Source organism: Streptomyces sp. NPDC052040 (assembly GCF_044548405.1).
Lineage (GTDB): Bacteria > Actinomycetota > Actinomycetes > Streptomycetales > Streptomycetaceae > Streptomyces.
The window spans coordinates 109,635-125,109 of record NZ_JBIUBV010000001.1; the positions used below are offsets into that span (position 1 = coordinate 109,635).

Annotated in this window: 13 protein-coding genes; 10 read left to right on the plus strand and 3 right to left on the minus strand. The window is 71.1% G+C overall.

Going from position 1 to position 15,475, the window contains the following annotated elements; all coding sequences use genetic code 11:
- Positions 1 to 81 precede the first annotated feature (81 nt).
- From ACIHAA_RS00480 to ACIHAA_RS00505, 6 genes are all read left to right on the plus strand, one after another.
- The gene (locus ACIHAA_RS00480) at positions 82 to 2,205 is read left to right on the plus strand and encodes a type IIA DNA topoisomerase subunit B (RefSeq protein ID WP_399811031.1); all 2,124 of its coding nucleotides are present in this window, start codon (positions 82 to 84) and stop codon (positions 2,203 to 2,205) included.
- Between the two features lie 263 nt (positions 2,206 to 2,468).
- The gene (locus tag ACIHAA_RS00485; RefSeq protein WP_399811034.1) at positions 2,469 to 2,993 is read left to right on the plus strand and encodes a DUF1453 domain-containing protein; all 525 of its coding nucleotides are present in this window, start codon (positions 2,469 to 2,471) and stop codon (positions 2,991 to 2,993) included.
- Positions 2,990 to 4,141, plus strand: a complete 1,152-nt coding sequence (locus tag ACIHAA_RS00490; RefSeq protein WP_399811035.1) for a sensor histidine kinase — start codon at positions 2,990 to 2,992, stop codon at positions 4,139 to 4,141. Before ACIHAA_RS00485 ends, ACIHAA_RS00490 begins: the two co-directional genes overlap by 4 nt.
- Positions 4,138 to 4,821: a response regulator gene (locus tag ACIHAA_RS00495; RefSeq protein WP_399811038.1), complete on the plus strand. Its 684-nt coding sequence runs from the start codon at positions 4,138 to 4,140 to the stop codon at positions 4,819 to 4,821. The genes ACIHAA_RS00490 and ACIHAA_RS00495 overlap by 4 nt, the downstream gene beginning before the upstream one ends.
- A 69-nt stretch (positions 4,822 to 4,890) precedes the next feature.
- Positions 4,891 to 5,454: a DUF485 domain-containing protein gene (locus ACIHAA_RS00500; protein WP_399811040.1), complete on the plus strand. Its 564-nt coding sequence runs from the start codon at positions 4,891 to 4,893 to the stop codon at positions 5,452 to 5,454.
- Entirely contained in the window at positions 5,451 to 7,043 is a 1,593-nt protein-coding gene (locus ACIHAA_RS00505; protein ID WP_399811042.1) for a cation acetate symporter, read from the plus strand. The genes ACIHAA_RS00500 and ACIHAA_RS00505 overlap by 4 nt, the downstream gene beginning before the upstream one ends.
- Positions 7,044 to 7,156: 113 nt before the next feature.
- Here the strand turns inward: ACIHAA_RS00505 and ACIHAA_RS00510 are convergent, their stop codons facing one another.
- The gene (locus ACIHAA_RS00510; protein ID WP_399811045.1) at positions 7,157 to 7,849 is read right to left on the minus strand and encodes a response regulator; all 693 of its coding nucleotides are present in this window, start codon (positions 7,847 to 7,849) and stop codon (positions 7,157 to 7,159) included.
- A gap of 162 nt (positions 7,850 to 8,011) precedes the next feature.
- Here ACIHAA_RS00510 and ACIHAA_RS00515 point away from each other — a divergent pair, with 162 nt between their 5' ends.
- From ACIHAA_RS00515 to ACIHAA_RS00525, 3 genes are all read left to right on the plus strand, one after another.
- Positions 8,012 to 8,827 (plus strand): ABC transporter ATP-binding protein, encoded by an 816-nt coding sequence (locus ACIHAA_RS00515; RefSeq protein WP_399811048.1) that lies wholly within the window; start codon positions 8,012 to 8,014, stop codon positions 8,825 to 8,827.
- Complete coding sequence (locus tag ACIHAA_RS00520; protein ID WP_399811050.1) at positions 8,817 to 9,680, plus strand: ABC transporter permease; 864 nt, start codon at positions 8,817 to 8,819, stop codon at positions 9,678 to 9,680. The genes ACIHAA_RS00515 and ACIHAA_RS00520 overlap by 11 nt, the downstream gene beginning before the upstream one ends.
- Before the next feature lie 116 nt (positions 9,681 to 9,796).
- Positions 9,797 to 10,855, plus strand: coding sequence for an ABC transporter substrate-binding protein (locus ACIHAA_RS00525; protein ID WP_399811053.1), 1,059 nt, complete (start codon positions 9,797 to 9,799; stop codon positions 10,853 to 10,855).
- Between the two features lie 16 nt (positions 10,856 to 10,871).
- Here the strand turns inward: ACIHAA_RS00525 and ACIHAA_RS00530 are convergent, their stop codons facing one another.
- Both ACIHAA_RS00530 and ACIHAA_RS00535 read right to left on the minus strand, forming a co-directional pair.
- Positions 10,872 to 12,569 carry an ATP-binding protein gene (locus tag ACIHAA_RS00530; protein WP_399811055.1) on the minus strand — a complete coding sequence of 566 codons (1,698 nt, stop codon included), beginning with the start codon at positions 12,567 to 12,569 and terminating at the stop codon, positions 10,872 to 10,874.
- Positions 12,570 to 12,862: 293 nt separating this feature from the next.
- The gene (locus tag ACIHAA_RS00535) at positions 12,863 to 13,813 is read right to left on the minus strand and encodes a sucrase ferredoxin (RefSeq protein ID WP_399811057.1); all 951 of its coding nucleotides are present in this window, start codon (positions 13,811 to 13,813) and stop codon (positions 12,863 to 12,865) included.
- Positions 13,814 to 14,332: 519 nt separating this feature from the next.
- On the opposite strand from ACIHAA_RS00535, the gene ACIHAA_RS00540 reads away from it, so the two are divergent.
- Positions 14,333 to 15,469 carry a CobW family GTP-binding protein gene (locus ACIHAA_RS00540; protein ID WP_399811059.1) on the plus strand — a complete coding sequence of 379 codons (1,137 nt, stop codon included), beginning with the start codon at positions 14,333 to 14,335 and terminating at the stop codon, positions 15,467 to 15,469.
- Positions 15,470 to 15,475: the final 6 nt, after the last annotated feature.

The following is a 15,475-nucleotide window of genomic DNA, read 5'->3' on the forward strand; positions in this document are numbered from 1 at the left end:
TCGGTACCCTCGGACCGGTGACCGAAGCCGGCCCCTTACCCCAATGGGCCACATCCAAAAATTCAGCGAGGAGCGAACCGCGTGACCGCCGAGACGTCCGTGCCGTCCACAGCGCTGCTCACCGGAGCAGACCGGGACGGCTCCAACTACACCGCGCGGCACCTGCTCGTCCTCGAAGGCCTCGAGGCCGTGCGCAAGCGCCCCGGCATGTACATCGGCTCGACCGACAGCCGCGGTCTGATGCACTGCCTCTGGGAGATCATCGACAACTCCGTCGACGAGGCCCTCGGCGGGTACTGCGACCACATCGAGGTGGTCCTGCACGACGACGCCTCGGTGGAGGTGCGGGACAACGGGCGGGGCATCCCGGTCGACGTGGAGCCCAAGACCCGTCTGTCCGGTGTCGAGGTCGTGATGACCAAGCTCCACGCGGGCGGCAAGTTCGGCGGTGGCTCCTACGCCGCCTCCGGTGGTCTGCACGGTGTCGGTGCCTCCGTGGTCAACGCGCTCTCCGCGCGTCTCGACATCGAGGTCGACCGTGACGGCCACACCCACGCGATCAGTTTCCGGCGGGGAGTGCCCGGGGCCTTCGCCGCTGCGGGGCCTAGTGCGAAGTTCGAGGCCAAGGGCGGTCTGCGCAAGGGGAAGAAGATCCCCAAGACCCGTACCGGCACGCGGACGCGCTACTGGGCCGACCGCCAGATCTTCCTCAAGGACGCCAAGCTCTCCCTGGAAAACCTGCACCAGCGTGCCCGCCAGACCGCGTTCCTGGTGCCCGGCCTGACCATCGTGGTCCGTGACGAGTTCGGGCTCGGCGAGGGCGGCAGCAAGGGTGAGGAATCCTTCCGCTTCGACGGCGGAATCAGTGAGTTCTGCGAGTACCTGGCCAGGGACAAGCCGGTGTGCGACGTCCTCCGCTTCTCCGGGCAGGGCACCTTCAAGGAGACCGTCCCGGTCCTGGACGACCACGGGCAGATGACGCCCACCGAGGTCACCCGGGAGCTGGGGGTCGATGTCGCGCTGCGCTGGGGGACCGGGTACGACACCACGCTCAGGTCGTTCGTCAACATCATCGCCACCCCCAAGGGCGGCACCCATGTCGCCGGCTTCGAGCAGGCCGTCGCCAGGACGATGAACGAGGTGCTGCGCACCAAGAAGCTGCTGCGCGTCGCCGAGGACGACATCGTCAAGGACGACGCCCTGGAGGGCCTCACCGCGGTCGTCACCGTACGTCTTGCCGAACCTCAGTTCGAAGGGCAGACGAAGGAGGTCCTCGGCACCTCCGCGGCCCGCCGCATCGTCACCAATGTGGTCTCCAAGGAGCTGAAGGCCTTCCTGACGTCCACCAAGCGGGACGCCGCCCAGCAGGCCCGCACGGTGCTGGAGAAGGCCGTCGCCGCCGCCCGCACGCGCATCGCCGCACGTCAGCACAAGGACGCCCAGCGCCGCAAGACGGCCCTGGAGTCCTCCTCGCTGCCCGCCAAGCTCGCCGACTGCCGCAGCGACGACGTCGACCGCAGCGAGCTGTTCATCGTCGAGGGCGACTCCGCGCTCGGTACGGCCAAGCTCGCCCGGAACTCCGAGTTCCAGGCCCTGCTGCCGATCCGCGGCAAGATCCTCAACGTCCAGAAGTCGTCCGTGACCGACATGCTGAAGAACGCCGAGTGCGGTGCCATCATCCAGGTGATAGGAGCCGGGTCCGGACGGACCTTCGACCTGGACGCGGCCCGCTACGGCAAGATCATCATGATGACGGACGCCGATGTGGACGGCTCCCACATCCGGACCCTGCTCCTGACGCTGTTCCACCGCTATATGCGGCCCATGGTCGAGGCGGGCCGGGTCTTCGCCGCGGTGCCGCCGCTGCACCGCATCGAGATCGTCCAGCCGAAGAAGGGCCAGGACAAGTACGTCTACACGTACTCGGACCGCGAGCTGCGCGACAAGCTCCTCGAGTTGCAGAGCAAGAACATCCGGTACAAGGACTCCATCCAGCGCTACAAGGGTCTCGGTGAGATGGACGCCGACCAGCTGGCCGAGACGACCATGGACCCGCGCCACCGCACCCTGCGCCGGATCAACCTCTCCGACCTGGAGTCCGCCGAGCAGGTCTTCGACCTGCTGATGGGCAACGACGTGGCACCGCGCAAGGAGTTCATCTCCAGCTCGGCGGCCACACTGGACCGCTCGCGCATCGACGCCTAGCCGCGGCCGTCGCCCCCACTGCTGCGCCCGGTGCCGAGGGGGGCGGCGCGACTGCTCCGCAGGATGCCGGGGGGGCCACCGCTTCCGGGCCGTTCCGGACCGAAGGTCCTGGGTCCTCCACCCGCGGGTGGAGGACCCAGGACCTTCGGCTTCCACCCACGATCCACCCCGGCTCCGATCTGCCGGCCCCCGGACTTCCGTAGCGTCGAAGACGTCGGCAGCACTCGCCGTCGACCGCTCCCTTTCCGCTCACGGAGGCTCTGATGTCCGGGCTTGTCAACGCGTTGGTGATCGTGGCGGTGGCCGTCCTGGTGATCGCCCGGCAGTTCCGCGCCCGCCGGGTCGACACCGACCGGCGCTGGTGGCTGCTGCCCGTGATCCTGACGGTCGTGGCCCTGCGCGGCTCGGGCCTTCTCGACAGCCACCACCCCACGGAGTCCGCCTTCCTGCTGGGCGCCGAGCTGCTCATCGGACTGGCCATGGGAGCGGGCTGGGCCTGGACCACCCGTATATGGGCGGAGGAGGACGGCTCGGTGTGGAGCAGGAGCAGCAAGGCGAGCGGGGCCGTCTGGGCCGTCGGCATCGTCCTGCGTGTCGGCCTCTTCGCGCTCGGTGCCTCGCTCGGGATCCACCAGGACAGCTCCGCCGTGCTCCTCGCCCTCGCGGGCACGCTCCTGGTCCGCTCCGGAATCCTGGTCTGGCGCGCGCAGACCGTCACCGGCCCGGCGCGTCCGGCCGCGGCGTACGGTGACGGTATGCCCCTGCCCCTGCGGAAGGAGCGCGCATGACGGAGAGCGTGTGGACGCGCTGGCCGTCCCGTGAGGCGCTCGCCCGCGAGGCGGTCTCCAGGCCCCGGCGGCTGCTCGGTGCGGGCGTGCGGCTGCTGGTGCTCGCCGTGCTGCTGTGGGGCGTTGTCCGCAACGGCCATCTGCACGCCTGGGGCACGATCGGGGCGGGGGCGGGCGTCCTCGTGGCCGGACTGCTCTCCTGGGCCTTCTTCCGGACCACACTGGCCCACCGACTCCTGCCGTCGCTGGTGCTCGTCACTCTGCTCCTCGGGCTGGCGGTCGCCGCCCAGACGACCGGGTTCCGGGTGGCCGCCCTGGTGCTCTGGTGCGGTTGCGCCATCACCGCCCTGGAGCGGCTGCCGCTCCTGGCCGCCGTGCCCGTGGCCTCGGTGGCGCTCGCCTCGTACGTCGTGTTCAACACCGATGTGTGGCTGACCACGCTGATGACGGTGGTGGGTCTGGCGCTCGCCGGATATGTGCTCCGGCTCGACGCCGAGGCCCGGGGCAGTGCCCAGCGGCTCCTCGTCCAGGAGCGGGCGGCGCGGGCGGCGGAGACCGAGTCCGCCGCGCTGGCCGAGCGGGCCCGGATCGCCAGGGAGATCCATGACGTCCTGGCGCACAGCCTCTCGGCGCAGCTGGTGCATCTGGAGGCGGCCCGGCTGCTGATCGAGGGCGGAGCCGACCGGGACACGATCCTCGAACGGGTGGTGGCGGCACGGGGCATGGCCCGGGAGGGGCTGGCCGAGACCCGTCAGGCGCTCTCCGCCCTCCGCGGGGAGATGTCCCCCGTCGAGGAGTTCCTCAGTGAACTCGTCGCCGCCACGGACGGTGCGGACGTCACCGTCTCGGGTGATCGCAGACCGCTGCCCGCGGAGGCCTCGCAGGCCGTCCGCAGGGTCGCCCAGGAGGCCCTGACGAACGTCCGCAAGCATGCCCCGGGCGCCACGGTGCACATCCGGCTGGAGTACGCCGAGCACCAAGTGACGCTGGACGTCCGGGACTCGGGCGGTACGCCGGGTGAGCTGACCGCCTCCGGAGCCGGATACGGTCTCCTCGGGATGCGCGAGCGGGCCGAGCTGCTGGGCGGTTCGCTGGACGCCGGGCCGGCCGAGGAGGGGTTCGTGGTGACGCTGAGGGTGCCCGCATGACGGGGGAGGAGGCCGGAAGGGCCGCCCGGGTGGTGGTGGCGGACGACCAGACGGTGGTGCGCGAGGGCATCGTGATGCTGCTCGGGCTGCTGCCCGGGATCGAGGTCGTCGGCGCCGCCGGTGACGGCGAGGAGGCCGTGCGACTCGTCGCCGAACTGGCCCCGGACGTCGTGCTGATGGATCTGCGCATGCCGCGCTGCGACGGCGTCGAGGCGACACGGCGCATTCGGGGGCAGTACCCGGGTACCCAGGTCGTGGTGCTCACCACCTACGCGGACGACGAGTCGCTGTTCCCCGCGCTGCGGGCGGGCGCACGGGGGTATCTCACCAAGGACGCGGGCGGGGACGAGATCGTACGGGCCGTACGGAGCGTGCTGTCCGGTGAGGCGGGTCTGTCCCCGAGCATCCAACGGCGCCTGCTGGAGCGGCTGTCGGAGCCGCACCAGGAGCCGGTCGTACCCGGGGACGCGCCGGACGGGCTCACGGCACGGGAGACGGAGGTGCTGGTGCTGATCGCCGAGGGGCTGACCAACCAGGAGATCGCCCGCAGACTGCATGTCTCCACGGCCACGGTGAAGACCCACATCAACAATCTCTTCGCCAAGGCGGGGCTCAAGGACCGTGCCCAGGCGGTCCGTTACGCCTTTGCGCAGGGGCTGGTGCGGCCCCCGGCGAGATGAGTCACCTGATGGGGTGAAGAGCGTGGGGAAGAAGAGTCGGGGATCTTCCCGTTCTGTCCATCCTTGGGCATGGAGTCAAGCAATGGCCATTCCCGCGGCCGTGGGGAAGGCCCCGAGAGTTCGGTCGACAAGTACGAAGGCCGCGCCGCGGCCCCGGCGGGCGTCGGCAGGGACGGCCAGGAGTGTTACGACGACCCCTGGTACGACGCCCTCGCCTCCGGCTGGGGCGAACGGGAGGGGGCGGGCACTCCCGCCTCCGGCCCGCCGTACCCGCAGCCGGAGCAGGACGGCAGCGGGCGGGTGGCGGACGTCTATCTGGAGGTCCAGCGCAGCGCGGCGTTCCAGGAGGTGCGCCGCAGGTACCGACGGTTTGTGCTGCCCGGGCTCGCCGTCTTCCTCACCTGGTACGTGGGCTATGTGGTGGCGGCGCAGACGGCACCCGGGCTGATGGGCCGACCGGTGGCGGGGTCCCTGAACGTGGCGATGCTCGCGGGGCTCGGGCAGTTCCTGACGACATTCCTGCTCACCTGGGCCTATGCGCGTCACGCCCGGCTGTGCAGGGACCGGGCCGCGCTCGAACTGCGCTGGGACACCCAGGAGCTGACCCGCGGACTCAGGGGCGGCGAGCGGTGAGCGGACACCATCAGGCCCTGGCGCTGCTGCTGTTCAGTGCCTTCGTCGCGATCACCCTGGCGATCACGACCTGGGTGAGCCGCAACCGGCATGGTTCGGCCGAGGAGTTCTATGCGGGCGGACGGCTCTTCTCGCCCATGGAGAATGGTTTTGCCATCGCGGGCGACTATGTGTCGGCCGCCTCCTTCCTGGGCGTCCCCGGGCTGATCGCCCTCTTCGGGTACGACGGCATGCTCTATGTGGTGGGCTTCCTCGTGGCCTGGCTCGTAGTGCTCTTCTTCGTCGCCGAACTGGTCCGCAACTGCGGACGGTTCACCCTCGCGGACGTGGTCGCGGCGCGGATGCGCGAGCGGCCGGTGCGGATCGCCGCGGGGGTGTCCTCAGTGACGGTGTCGGTGCTGTACCTGGTCGCGCAGATGGTGGGAGCGGGCAGTCTGGTCGCGCTGCTGTTCGGGGGGACCAGCACGGCCGCGCGTGCGTGGACGGTGATCGTCGTGGGCGCGCTCATGGTGGTCTATGTGTCGCTCGGCGGGATGCGGGCCACCACCTGGATCCAGATCGTCAAGGCGGTGCTGGTGCTCGGCGGCACCCTCGCGCTCACCGTGCTCGTCCTGGTGCGTTTCCACGGGAACCTCGACACTCTGCTGCACACGGCGGCGGAACGCAGCGGGCACGGTGCGGCGTTTCTCGCGCCCGGCCTGAAGTACGGCGGGGACTGGACCGCGCGGATCGACTTCATCAGCCTGGGCCTCGCGCTGGTGCTGGGCACCGCGGGTCTGCCGCACATCCTGTCCCGCTTCTACACGGTGCCCACCGCGCGGGCCGCCCGCCGCTCGGTCGTCTGGTCGGTCGGGCTCATCGGCGGCTTCTATCTGATGACGATCGTGCTCGGGTTCGGCGCGGCCGCTCTGGTCGGACCGGACGCCGTACGGGACTCCAACGCGGCCGGGAACACGGCGGTGGCGCTGCTGGCGCAGAAGCTGGGCGGCGGGGCGGACTCCACCGAGGGAACGATCCTGTTCGCGATGGTCGCCGCCATCGCCTGCGCCACCATCCTCGCGGTGGTCGCCGGGATCACCCTCGCGTCCTCGGCCGCCGTGGCCCACGACCTGTACGCCTCGCTGCGGCCCCGGCGGCCCGGGCCGGGCGGCGAGGTGGCGGTGGCGCGTGCCGCCGCGGTCGGCACCGGCGCCCTCGCGATCGCGCTGGGGCTGCTCGCCCGCGACCTCAACGCGGCCTTCCTGGTGGGGCTCGCCTTCGCGGTCTCCGCCTCCGCGAACCTGCCCGTCCTGGCGTACGCGCTCTTCTGGCGCAACTTCACGACCAGGGGTGCGGTGTGGGCGGTCTACGGCGGCCTGGTGCCCGCGCTGGTCCTGGTGGTGCTGTCCCCGGTGGTCTCCGGAAGCCCCGACTCCCTGTTCCCGACCGTGGACTTCCAGTACTTCCCGTTGCAGAACCCGGGCATCGTCTCCATCCCCCTGGGCTTCCTCGCGGGCTGGCTCGGCACGGTCACCTCGGCCGAACCGGCCGACGAGGCCAAACACGCGGAGACCGAGGTACGGTCCCTCACCGGCGCGGGGGCGGTCTGAGATCCGGCTCCGCACCGAACGGCTCCCGGCCAACCGGACCCTGACCCATCAGCCTTTGACCGTTCACTTCCCGCCGTTCGGCTCCGGATCGTCCGACTCAGGTCGGTCCGGCGTTATGGTGCCACCCAGGTGTATCTGTGCTCGGGGCGTCCCGTGTCGCCGTACTTCAGGGTCAGCCGCAGTCGTCCGGCCTGTTCCAGGTGGCGCAGATAGCGCTGGGCGGTGGAGCGGCTGAGCCCGGTCCGGGAGGCCACCTCATGGGCCGAGAGCGGCTGGTCCGCATGGTGCAGCACATCGCAGATGAGGTCCGTCGTGGGCTCCGAATGACCGCTGGGCAGCCGGGGCGAGGAGGCGACGGGAGCGGTCCGCAGAGCGCCGTAGATGCGGTCGACCTGCTCCTGCCCCGCGACGCCCCGCCCGCCGACCCGGTCGACGGTGCGGCGCAGGGCGGCGTAGGAGTCGAGGCGGGTTCGCAGGGCCGCGAATGTGAACGGTTTCACCAGATAGTGCAGGGCGCCCAGGCGCATCGCGGTCTGCACGGTCGTCACATCGCCCGATGCCGTGATCATGATGACGTCGGTGCCGTGTCCGCGTTCCCGCATACGGTGGACCAGGTCCAGGCCCGTCTCATCGGGCAGGTAATGGTCGAGCAGTACCAGGTCGATCGGGGCGCGTTCCACCGCGGCCAGCGCCTGGGCGGCGCTGTGCGCCCGGGCGGCGACCCGGAATCCGGGAACCTTCCCCACGTACTTCGCGTTGATCTCGGCGACGCGGAAGTCGTCGTCCACGACCAGGACGTCAATCATCGGGCCTCTCTCCCTCAAGCCCAGGCGAGCCGTTCAGCCCGTGTTTCGGCTTCGCTGTTGTAGCGCGAGCAAAACGAGCACAACAGACTCTTGCAAGCAGAAGACGGGGTTGCGACCACAAGACTGCTGCTGTGGCAGGCGCCACACCTACGGTCGCGGGCCATGAGCACAGAGATCAGCCCCGCCATCGAGCTGCGGGGTGCGAGCAAAACCTTCCGGACCCCGTCCGGGGGACTGCACACGGCTGTCCGGGGCCTGGACCTGCGGGTGGAGCGGGGTGAGTTCGTCGCCGTGGTGGGGCCCACCGGATGCGGAAAGTCGACGACCCTGACCCTGGTCAGCGGCCTGGAGGAGCCCAGTGAGGGCGAAGTCCTGGTGGCGGGCGAGCCGGTCGCGGGCGTGGGCGGCAAGGTCGGTTTCGTCTTCCAGCAGGACGCCACCTTCCCCTGGCGCACGGTGCTGTCCAATGTCATGGCGGGCCCCCGCTTCCGCGGAGTGCCCAAGGCCGCGGCCCGGCAGAAGGCCCGCGAGTGGCTGGGCCGGGTGGGGCTCGCCGCGTTCGAGGACCGCTATCCGCACCAGCTGTCCGGCGGCCAGCGCAAGCGGGTCGCCCTCGCCGCCACCTTTGTCAACGACCCCGAGATCCTGCTCATGGACGAGCCGTTCTCCGCGCTCGACGTCCAGACCAGGGCGCTGATGTCGGACGAACTGCTGGAGCTGTGGGAGGGCACGGGCGCCTCCGTCGTGTTCGTCACCCATGACCTGGAGGAGTCGATCGCGCTGGCCGACAAGGTCGTCGTGATGACCGCAGGGCCCGCGACCGTGAAGCAGATCTTCGAGATCGACCTGCCGCGGCCGCGCAAGGTGGAGTCGGTGCGTCTGGAGCCGCGCTTCATCGAGATCTACCGCGAGATCTGGGAGTCGCTCGGTGAAGAGGTCCGCATCACCCGCGAGAGGGGTGCCGCCCATGTCGCCTGACGTCGTCTCCGCACCGGCCGCCCTCGGCACGCGCAAGCCCGGCCGCGCCCCCTCGCGCGCACAAGCCGCCCGCAGGCGCAGGGCCGGAGTCCTGCTGGCCCGGGTGCTGCTGCTGGTCGGCGCGCTGGGCCTGTGGGAGGCACTCTCCCGGGCCGGGGTCATCGATCCGTTCAACTTCTCGATGCCGTCGAAGATCTGGGACCAGATCTGGACCTGGACCACCCATGGCACCGCGCTCGGCTCCCTCGGCGAGCAGATCTGGGTCACCCTCCAGGAGGCGCTGATCGGCTGGGTCATCGGGGTGATCGCCGGGGTGCTCCTCGGGATCGCGCTGGGCCGGATCGCCCTGCTCGCCGATGTCCTCGGCCCCTACATCAAGGTGCTCAACTCCATCCCCAGGATCGTCCTCGCGCCGATCTTCGTGATCTGGTTCGGACTCGGGCCGTCCTCGAAGGTGGCATCGGCCGTGGTGCTGGTCTTCTTCCCGGTGTTCTTCAACGCCTTCCAGGGCGCCCGCGAGGTCGACCGCAACCTGGTCGCCAACGCCCGCATCCTGGGCGCGAGCGACCGGCGCGTGACCCTCCAGGTCGTCATCCCGTCGGCCACCTCCTGGATCTTCACCAGTCTCCATGTCAGCTTCGGTTTCGCCCTCATCGGCGCCATCGTCGGCGAGTACATCGGCGCCACCAAGGGCGTCGGCCTGCTCGTCGCCCAGTCGCAGGGCACCTTCAACGCCGCCGGTGTGTATGCCGCGATGGTGATCCTCGCGGTGGTCGCGCTGCTCGCCGAGGGACTGCTCACCTTCGCGGAGCGCCGCATCTTCCGCTGGAAGCCCTCCGACTCCGGGCGCTGACCGGCCCGTATCCGCTCCACCACCCCCGACCGTTGCGGCCGGGCCGCCCCGACCGGACTCCGGACGCGCCGCCCCGCCGCCTCCCGCACCGCCATCTCACAAGGACGTGAACCGCCATGCGCAAGCCCGTCAGATTCGCCGCCCTCGCCGCGAGCGGCCTGCTCGCCGTCACCTCGCTCACCGCCTGTGCCAACGACGCGGCCACCACCGCGTCCGCCGGTTCCGGCAAGGGAGGCGGCAAGGGCGAGAAGGTCAAGATCATGGTGGGCGGTCTGGACAAGGTCATCTATCTGCCCGCCATGCTCACCCAGCGGCTCGGCTACTTCGACGCCGAGGGCCTCGATGTGGAACTGCTGAGCGAACCGGCCGGGGTGCAGGCCGAGACGGCGCTGGTCTCCGGACAGGTCCAGGGAGCCGTCGGCTTCTACGACCACACCCTCGACCTCCAGACCAAGGGCAAGCACGTCGAGTCCGTGGTGCAGTTCTCGCAGGCGCCCGGCGAGGTCGAGATCGTCTCCAACAAGGCGTCCCAGGAGGTCACATCGCCCAAGCAGTTCAAGGGCAGGAAGCTGGGCATCACGGGCCTCGGTTCCTCGACCGACTTCCTCACCAAGTATCTGGCGGTCAAGAACGGTGTGGACGTCAGCGAGTTCAGCCCGGTCGCCGTCGGGGCCGGACCGACGTTCGTGTCCGCGCTCCAGAAGGGTTCCATCGACGCCGGTATGACCACGGACCCGACCGTCGCCACCATCGTCCAGAAGAACCTGGGCGAGGTCCTCGTCGACATGCGGACCCCCCAGGGCTCGCAGGACGCGCTCGGCGGCCCCTACCCCTCCTCCAGCCTCTACATGGCGACCGACTGGGTCGAGAGCCACAAGGGAACCGTCCAGAAGCTGGCCAACGCCCTGGTGAAGACCCTGAAGTGGATGTCCACGCACTCTGCGAACGAGATCGCCGCGAAGATGCCCGCCGACTACTCCCAGAACAACAGCACCCTCTACGCGAGCGCCATCAAGAGCACCCTGCCGATGTTCACCACGGACGGAGTGATGCCCGCGAACGGTCCCGAGACGGTCGAGAAGGTGCTCAAGGCGTTCAACCCCAATATCAAGAACGCCGACATCGATCTCGACAAGACCTACACCACGGAGTTCGCCAAGAAGGCCGCCGGCTGAGCGGCGGGCGCGCACGTCACGGGCCGGGTGCCTCCTGCGCGGAGCAGGTGCCCCGGCCCTCCCCGGGGGCCCCGGCCCCGTGAGCCGCCGGACGCGCCCCGGACGCCTCGAAGGCCTCAGGAAGGATCACGGTGAACTCCGCACCCCCGCCCTCCGCCTCGGCCACGCGGGCGCCGCCGCCCTGCCGTTCGGCGAGACGGCGCACCAGGGACAGACCGATCCCGCGTTTGCCGTGGGCCGGGGGGCGCTTGGTCGACCAGCCGTCCGTGAACACCAGCTCCCGCCACTCCGCCGGGACCCCGGGCCCCGTGTCGCGCACCCGCAGGACCACCGCCCGGCCCTCCGCCCGCAGTTCCACCTCCACCCGCGCATGCGGTGTGCCCGCCACGGCGTCCAGGGCGTTGTCGACCAGATTGCCCACGATCGTGACCAGCCCCCTGGGGTCGATCAGCCGGTCCGGCAGCAGGGTGCGGTCACCGATCCACAGGGCGACGCCGCGCTCCGCGGCGACCGTGGCCTTGCCGACCAGCAGGGCGGCGAGCAGCGGGTCGTGGATCCGCTCGGTGACCTGTTCCGCGGTGGCCCGGCGGTCGCCCACCACCTCGCCGACGAACTCCACGGCGTCCTCGTACATCTCCAGTTCGAGCAGGCCGAGAAGGGTGTGCATCCGATTGGCGTGCTCGTGGTCCTGTGCGCGCAGGGCGTCGATCAGACCGCGCGTGGAGTCCAGTTCCCGGCCCAGCTGCTCCAGTTCCGTGCGGTCGCGCAGGGTGGCGACGGCACCGCCGTCGTCGGTGGGCATCCGGTTGGCTATCAGAACCCGGTGGCCGCGCACGGTGAGCAGGTCCGTGCCGGTGACCCGCCCGGCGAGCACATCGGTCGTACGGCCCTCGCCGAGCGCTTCGTCGAGCGGCCGGCCGACGGCCTCCTCACCGATGCCCAGCAGACGCTGCGCCTCGTCGTTCAGGAGCCGCACCCGGCCCGCCCGGTCCAGGGCGACCACGCCCTCCCGGATGCCGTGCAGCATCGCCTCCCGCTCGGCGAGCAGCGCCGAGATGTCGGAGAAGGCGAGGTCGCGGGTCTGCCGCTGCACCCGGCGCGCGAGCAGATACGCGGCCACGGCACCGATGGCCAGGGCCGCCCCCGCGTAGGCGAACAGCCCGGGTACGACATGCATCAGCCGGGACCGCACGTTGTTGTACTCGATGCCCACGGAGACCGCCCCGATGATCCGGCCCCGCGCGTCCCGCAGCGGCACCTTGCCGCGGGCCGAGCGGCCCAGGGTGCCGCTGTCGATCTGCATGACCTCCCGTCCGGCCAGGGCCTCGCTCGGATCGGTCGAGACCGTCCGGCCGATCTGCGCGTGGTCCGGGTGCGACCAGCGCACATGCCGGGTGTTCATCACCACGACGTACTCGGCGCCGCTGGCCCTGCGGATGCGTTCCGCCTCGGCCTGCACGGGCCCGTCGACCGACGGCCGGGTCGACTGGAGATCCTCGGCGATCTGCGGCTGGGCCGCCGTGGTCTGCGCGATCGCCAGGGCCTGGCGCATCGCCTGGTCGTCCAGCAGATGACCGAGCGGCGCAAGGAACAGCCCCGTCGCGAGTACGGCGACCCCCGCCGCGACCGCCACCTGCATCAGCAGGAGCTGCGAGAACATCCGCCGCGGAAGACCGAGGCGCAGCCGTCGTCGTACTGCGGGGGAGGGGCTCATGCGGATGACGGTACGGGGAGGGACGCCCTGTGCCGTAGAGGTGTGCGCGGATCCGCCCGGGGCGCCCACGGGGCCGGGGCGACTGGGCGCGGCGGCCTGCGGGGGGTACGGACCCGCACGGTACGACACGGCATGACAGGGCACGGCGCGGCATGGCGTGGAGGCTGTGGCGTACGCCGCTCAGTGCTCCCTGCGCGCTCTACGGCATCCGCGAAGCGCCGCTCAGCAGCCGCGGCACATCCAGAGCCTGCCGCGCAGCAGCACAGGGCACGCGGCGTTTCAGAGTCTGCCCCTCAGCAGCACGCGGCGTCCGCAGCGGCCGCCGGTTGCAGCTCCCGTACCGCGACCACGTCCATCCGGGCCGGGGACCCCAGGGCCCCGCCGCAGCTCTCCGGGCGCGGCGGCAGTGAGGCGCCCTGTGCCACCAGAACGCGCCACCGCCTGCCGTCGGTGTGGGCGACGGTGACCTCCCAGCGGGGCGCGGCACCCTCCGTACGGAGGATGCTCAGGGCGTCCGCCGCGTACTCCCGGGCCGAGGTGCGCACCGCCAGCTCCGCCGCCTGTGCGGGCCGTTCCCAGGCGGAGCCGCCCCGGCAGCCCTCGACCACGATCCGCCCCTCACGCACGCCCTGGAGGATCTCCTTGACGTGCGGCGCCTGGGCCCGCCCGTAGGCGTACCCGAACGGAAGGACGAGGAGGGTGGGGGAGAAGCGGTGGCCGCCGAGGTGGGTGACCTCCCAGACACCGCCGACCCCGGAGGCGGCCAGCTCGGCGGCGAGCGGTCGGCCGAGCAGGGCGCAGCAGCGGTCCCGTCGGCCGTTGGTGCAGACGAGGGCGAGGGGATCGCCCCGGTGGGGCCCGCCCCCGAGCGACCGGTCGAAGGTGTGCGGCTCACCCCGGCCGAGCGCCGCGAAGTCCAGGTCGAGCAGCCGCTCCGGCGTGGCCGTCAGGGCGCTGTGCAGCCACACCTTTCCCGGCACGGTGTGGGCCGCGTACACCCGCCGTAGCGAGGGCTCCCCGCAGTCCGCGTGCCGGCCGGGGCGGCGGATGAGGGCGATGCGCACGCCGGTGCCCTCCGCGGCCGCCTCCAGGGCGCGCCCCAGGGCCGGATCCAGGTGGGTGGAGGTGAGCGCCTTGGGACCCCAGGGGCCCGGCTGCTCCACGAGCAGCCATGTCCTCGCGGTGGCCGCGGTCCCCGCGAGGGGCTCGTCGAGGTCCCGGGACGCGGTCGTGCACATACTCACAGAGGTGAGCCTAACCTGACTTCCACCATGGCGACTTCCGGTCCCCCGCCCCCCGGTGGTGGGGGTGCGCACTAGGGGCGCCGACGAGCGCCCCGCGCCGGGCGACTGCCTACCCACGGGTCGCGCCCGCACACCGGGCACGCACACCGCGCCCGCACACCGCGCCCGCACACCGCGCCCGCACACCGGGCACGCGCTGAGAGCACGCGGGGCGCGCGTGGGGTGGGCATGGGGCGCGCGCCGGTCGGAACAGACGGGCGGGACCACGGACCGCACAGGCCCGGGACGGCCGAGTCGGGACCGGGAGGCTTCAAGAAGCCCGTGAGGCAGAGCAATTGCAGGTCAATTGCAGATGCAGATCAATTGACGCCCCGTCGGAGAAGTGATCGCCCCCCCGCAGGCCTCCCCCGCCCCACGCTCCCCCCGCCTCACCGTTCCCCTCGTATCCTGGGAGGTCGCTGGAACGTAGGCAACCACACGCAGATGCCGCTGGAACGCGGGCAGAGAAGGGGCAGCAAGGTGAGTCAGTCGTCGGGGCCGCAGCAGATTCCGGTCGTCGTGCTCGCCGGGTTCCTGGGGTCGGGCAAGACCACGCTGCTCAACCATCTCCTCCACCACAGCGGAGGCAGCCGTATCGGCGCCGTCGTCAACGACTTCGGGGCCATCGAGATCGACGCGATGGCGGTGGCGGGAGCGCTCGGTGACTCCACCGTCTCCCTCGGCAACGGGTGCCTGTGCTGCGCCGTCGACGTCGGTGAACTCGACGGCTATCTGGACCGGCTCGCGCAGCCGTCCGCCGGTATCGACGTCATCGTCATCGAGGCCAGTGGGCTCGCCGAACCGCAGGAGCTGGTGCGCATGGTGCTCGCCAGCGAACAGCCGCGGGTCGTCTACGGAGGGCTCGTGGAGGTCGTGGACGCGGTGGAGTTCGACGCGACCCGCGAGCGGCATCCCGCACTCGACCGGCATCTCGCCCTCGCCGATGTCGTCGTCGTCAACAAGACCGACCGGGCCGAGGACGGGGAGCGGGTCCTGCGCCTGGTGCGCGGCCTCGCCGACGGCGCCGCGGTCGTACCGGCGGCCTACGGGCGGATCGATCCCGGGCTGTTCTTCGACTGCCGTCCGGCCACGGAGCGGATCGGCCAGCTGTCCTTCGACGACCTGCCCCGCCACCACGGCCCCGAGTGCGCCCACGACGGGCCGTGCGACGCGTACGACGACGACCCGCACCACGCCCGGCCCCACCCGGCGCACCACGCCCATCTGCACGCGGCGTACGACAGCCTCTCCTTCCGCTCCGATGTGCCGATGAACCCCAGGCGGCTGCTGGACTTCCTGGACACCCGGCCGGAGGGGCTCTACCGGATCAAGGGACATGTCGACTTCGGTGGCGCCGATCCGCGCAACCGGTACACCGTCCACGCGGTCGGACGGTTTCTGCGCTTCTATCCGCAGCCGTGGACCGCGGGCGAGGAACGGCTCACCCAACTCGTGCTCATCGGGTCGGGCATCGACACCGAGGCCCTGCACAAGGAACTCCGGGCGTGCGCGGACGACGCCCCGCACCACGACGAGCACAGCATGTGGGGCGTCCTCCGCTACGTCCAGGACCAGGAGCCCGGGGCCGCCGCGTATCCCGGCGACCCCGACACCTGAACCGGC

Coding starts and splice junctions, on each gene's coding strand:
- ACIHAA_RS00530 (WP_399811055.1), bottom strand. CDS start 12,569: ATGAGCCCCTCCCCCGCAGTACGACGACGGCTGCGCCTCGGTCTTCCG.
- ACIHAA_RS00510 (WP_399811045.1), bottom strand. CDS start 7,849: ATGATTGACGTCCTGGTCGTGGACGACGACTTCCGCGTCGCCGAGATC.
- ACIHAA_RS00485 (WP_399811034.1), top strand. CDS start 2,469: ATGTCCGGGCTTGTCAACGCGTTGGTGATCGTGGCGGTGGCCGTCCTG.
- ACIHAA_RS00500 (WP_399811040.1), top strand. CDS start 4,891: ATGGAGTCAAGCAATGGCCATTCCCGCGGCCGTGGGGAAGGCCCCGAG.
- ACIHAA_RS00520 (WP_399811050.1), top strand. CDS start 8,817: ATGTCGCCTGACGTCGTCTCCGCACCGGCCGCCCTCGGCACGCGCAAG.
- ACIHAA_RS00495 (WP_399811038.1), top strand. CDS start 4,138: ATGACGGGGGAGGAGGCCGGAAGGGCCGCCCGGGTGGTGGTGGCGGAC.
- ACIHAA_RS00490 (WP_399811035.1), top strand. CDS start 2,990: ATGACGGAGAGCGTGTGGACGCGCTGGCCGTCCCGTGAGGCGCTCGCC.
- ACIHAA_RS00515 (WP_399811048.1), top strand. CDS start 8,012: ATGAGCACAGAGATCAGCCCCGCCATCGAGCTGCGGGGTGCGAGCAAA.
- ACIHAA_RS00525 (WP_399811053.1), top strand. CDS start 9,797: ATGCGCAAGCCCGTCAGATTCGCCGCCCTCGCCGCGAGCGGCCTGCTC.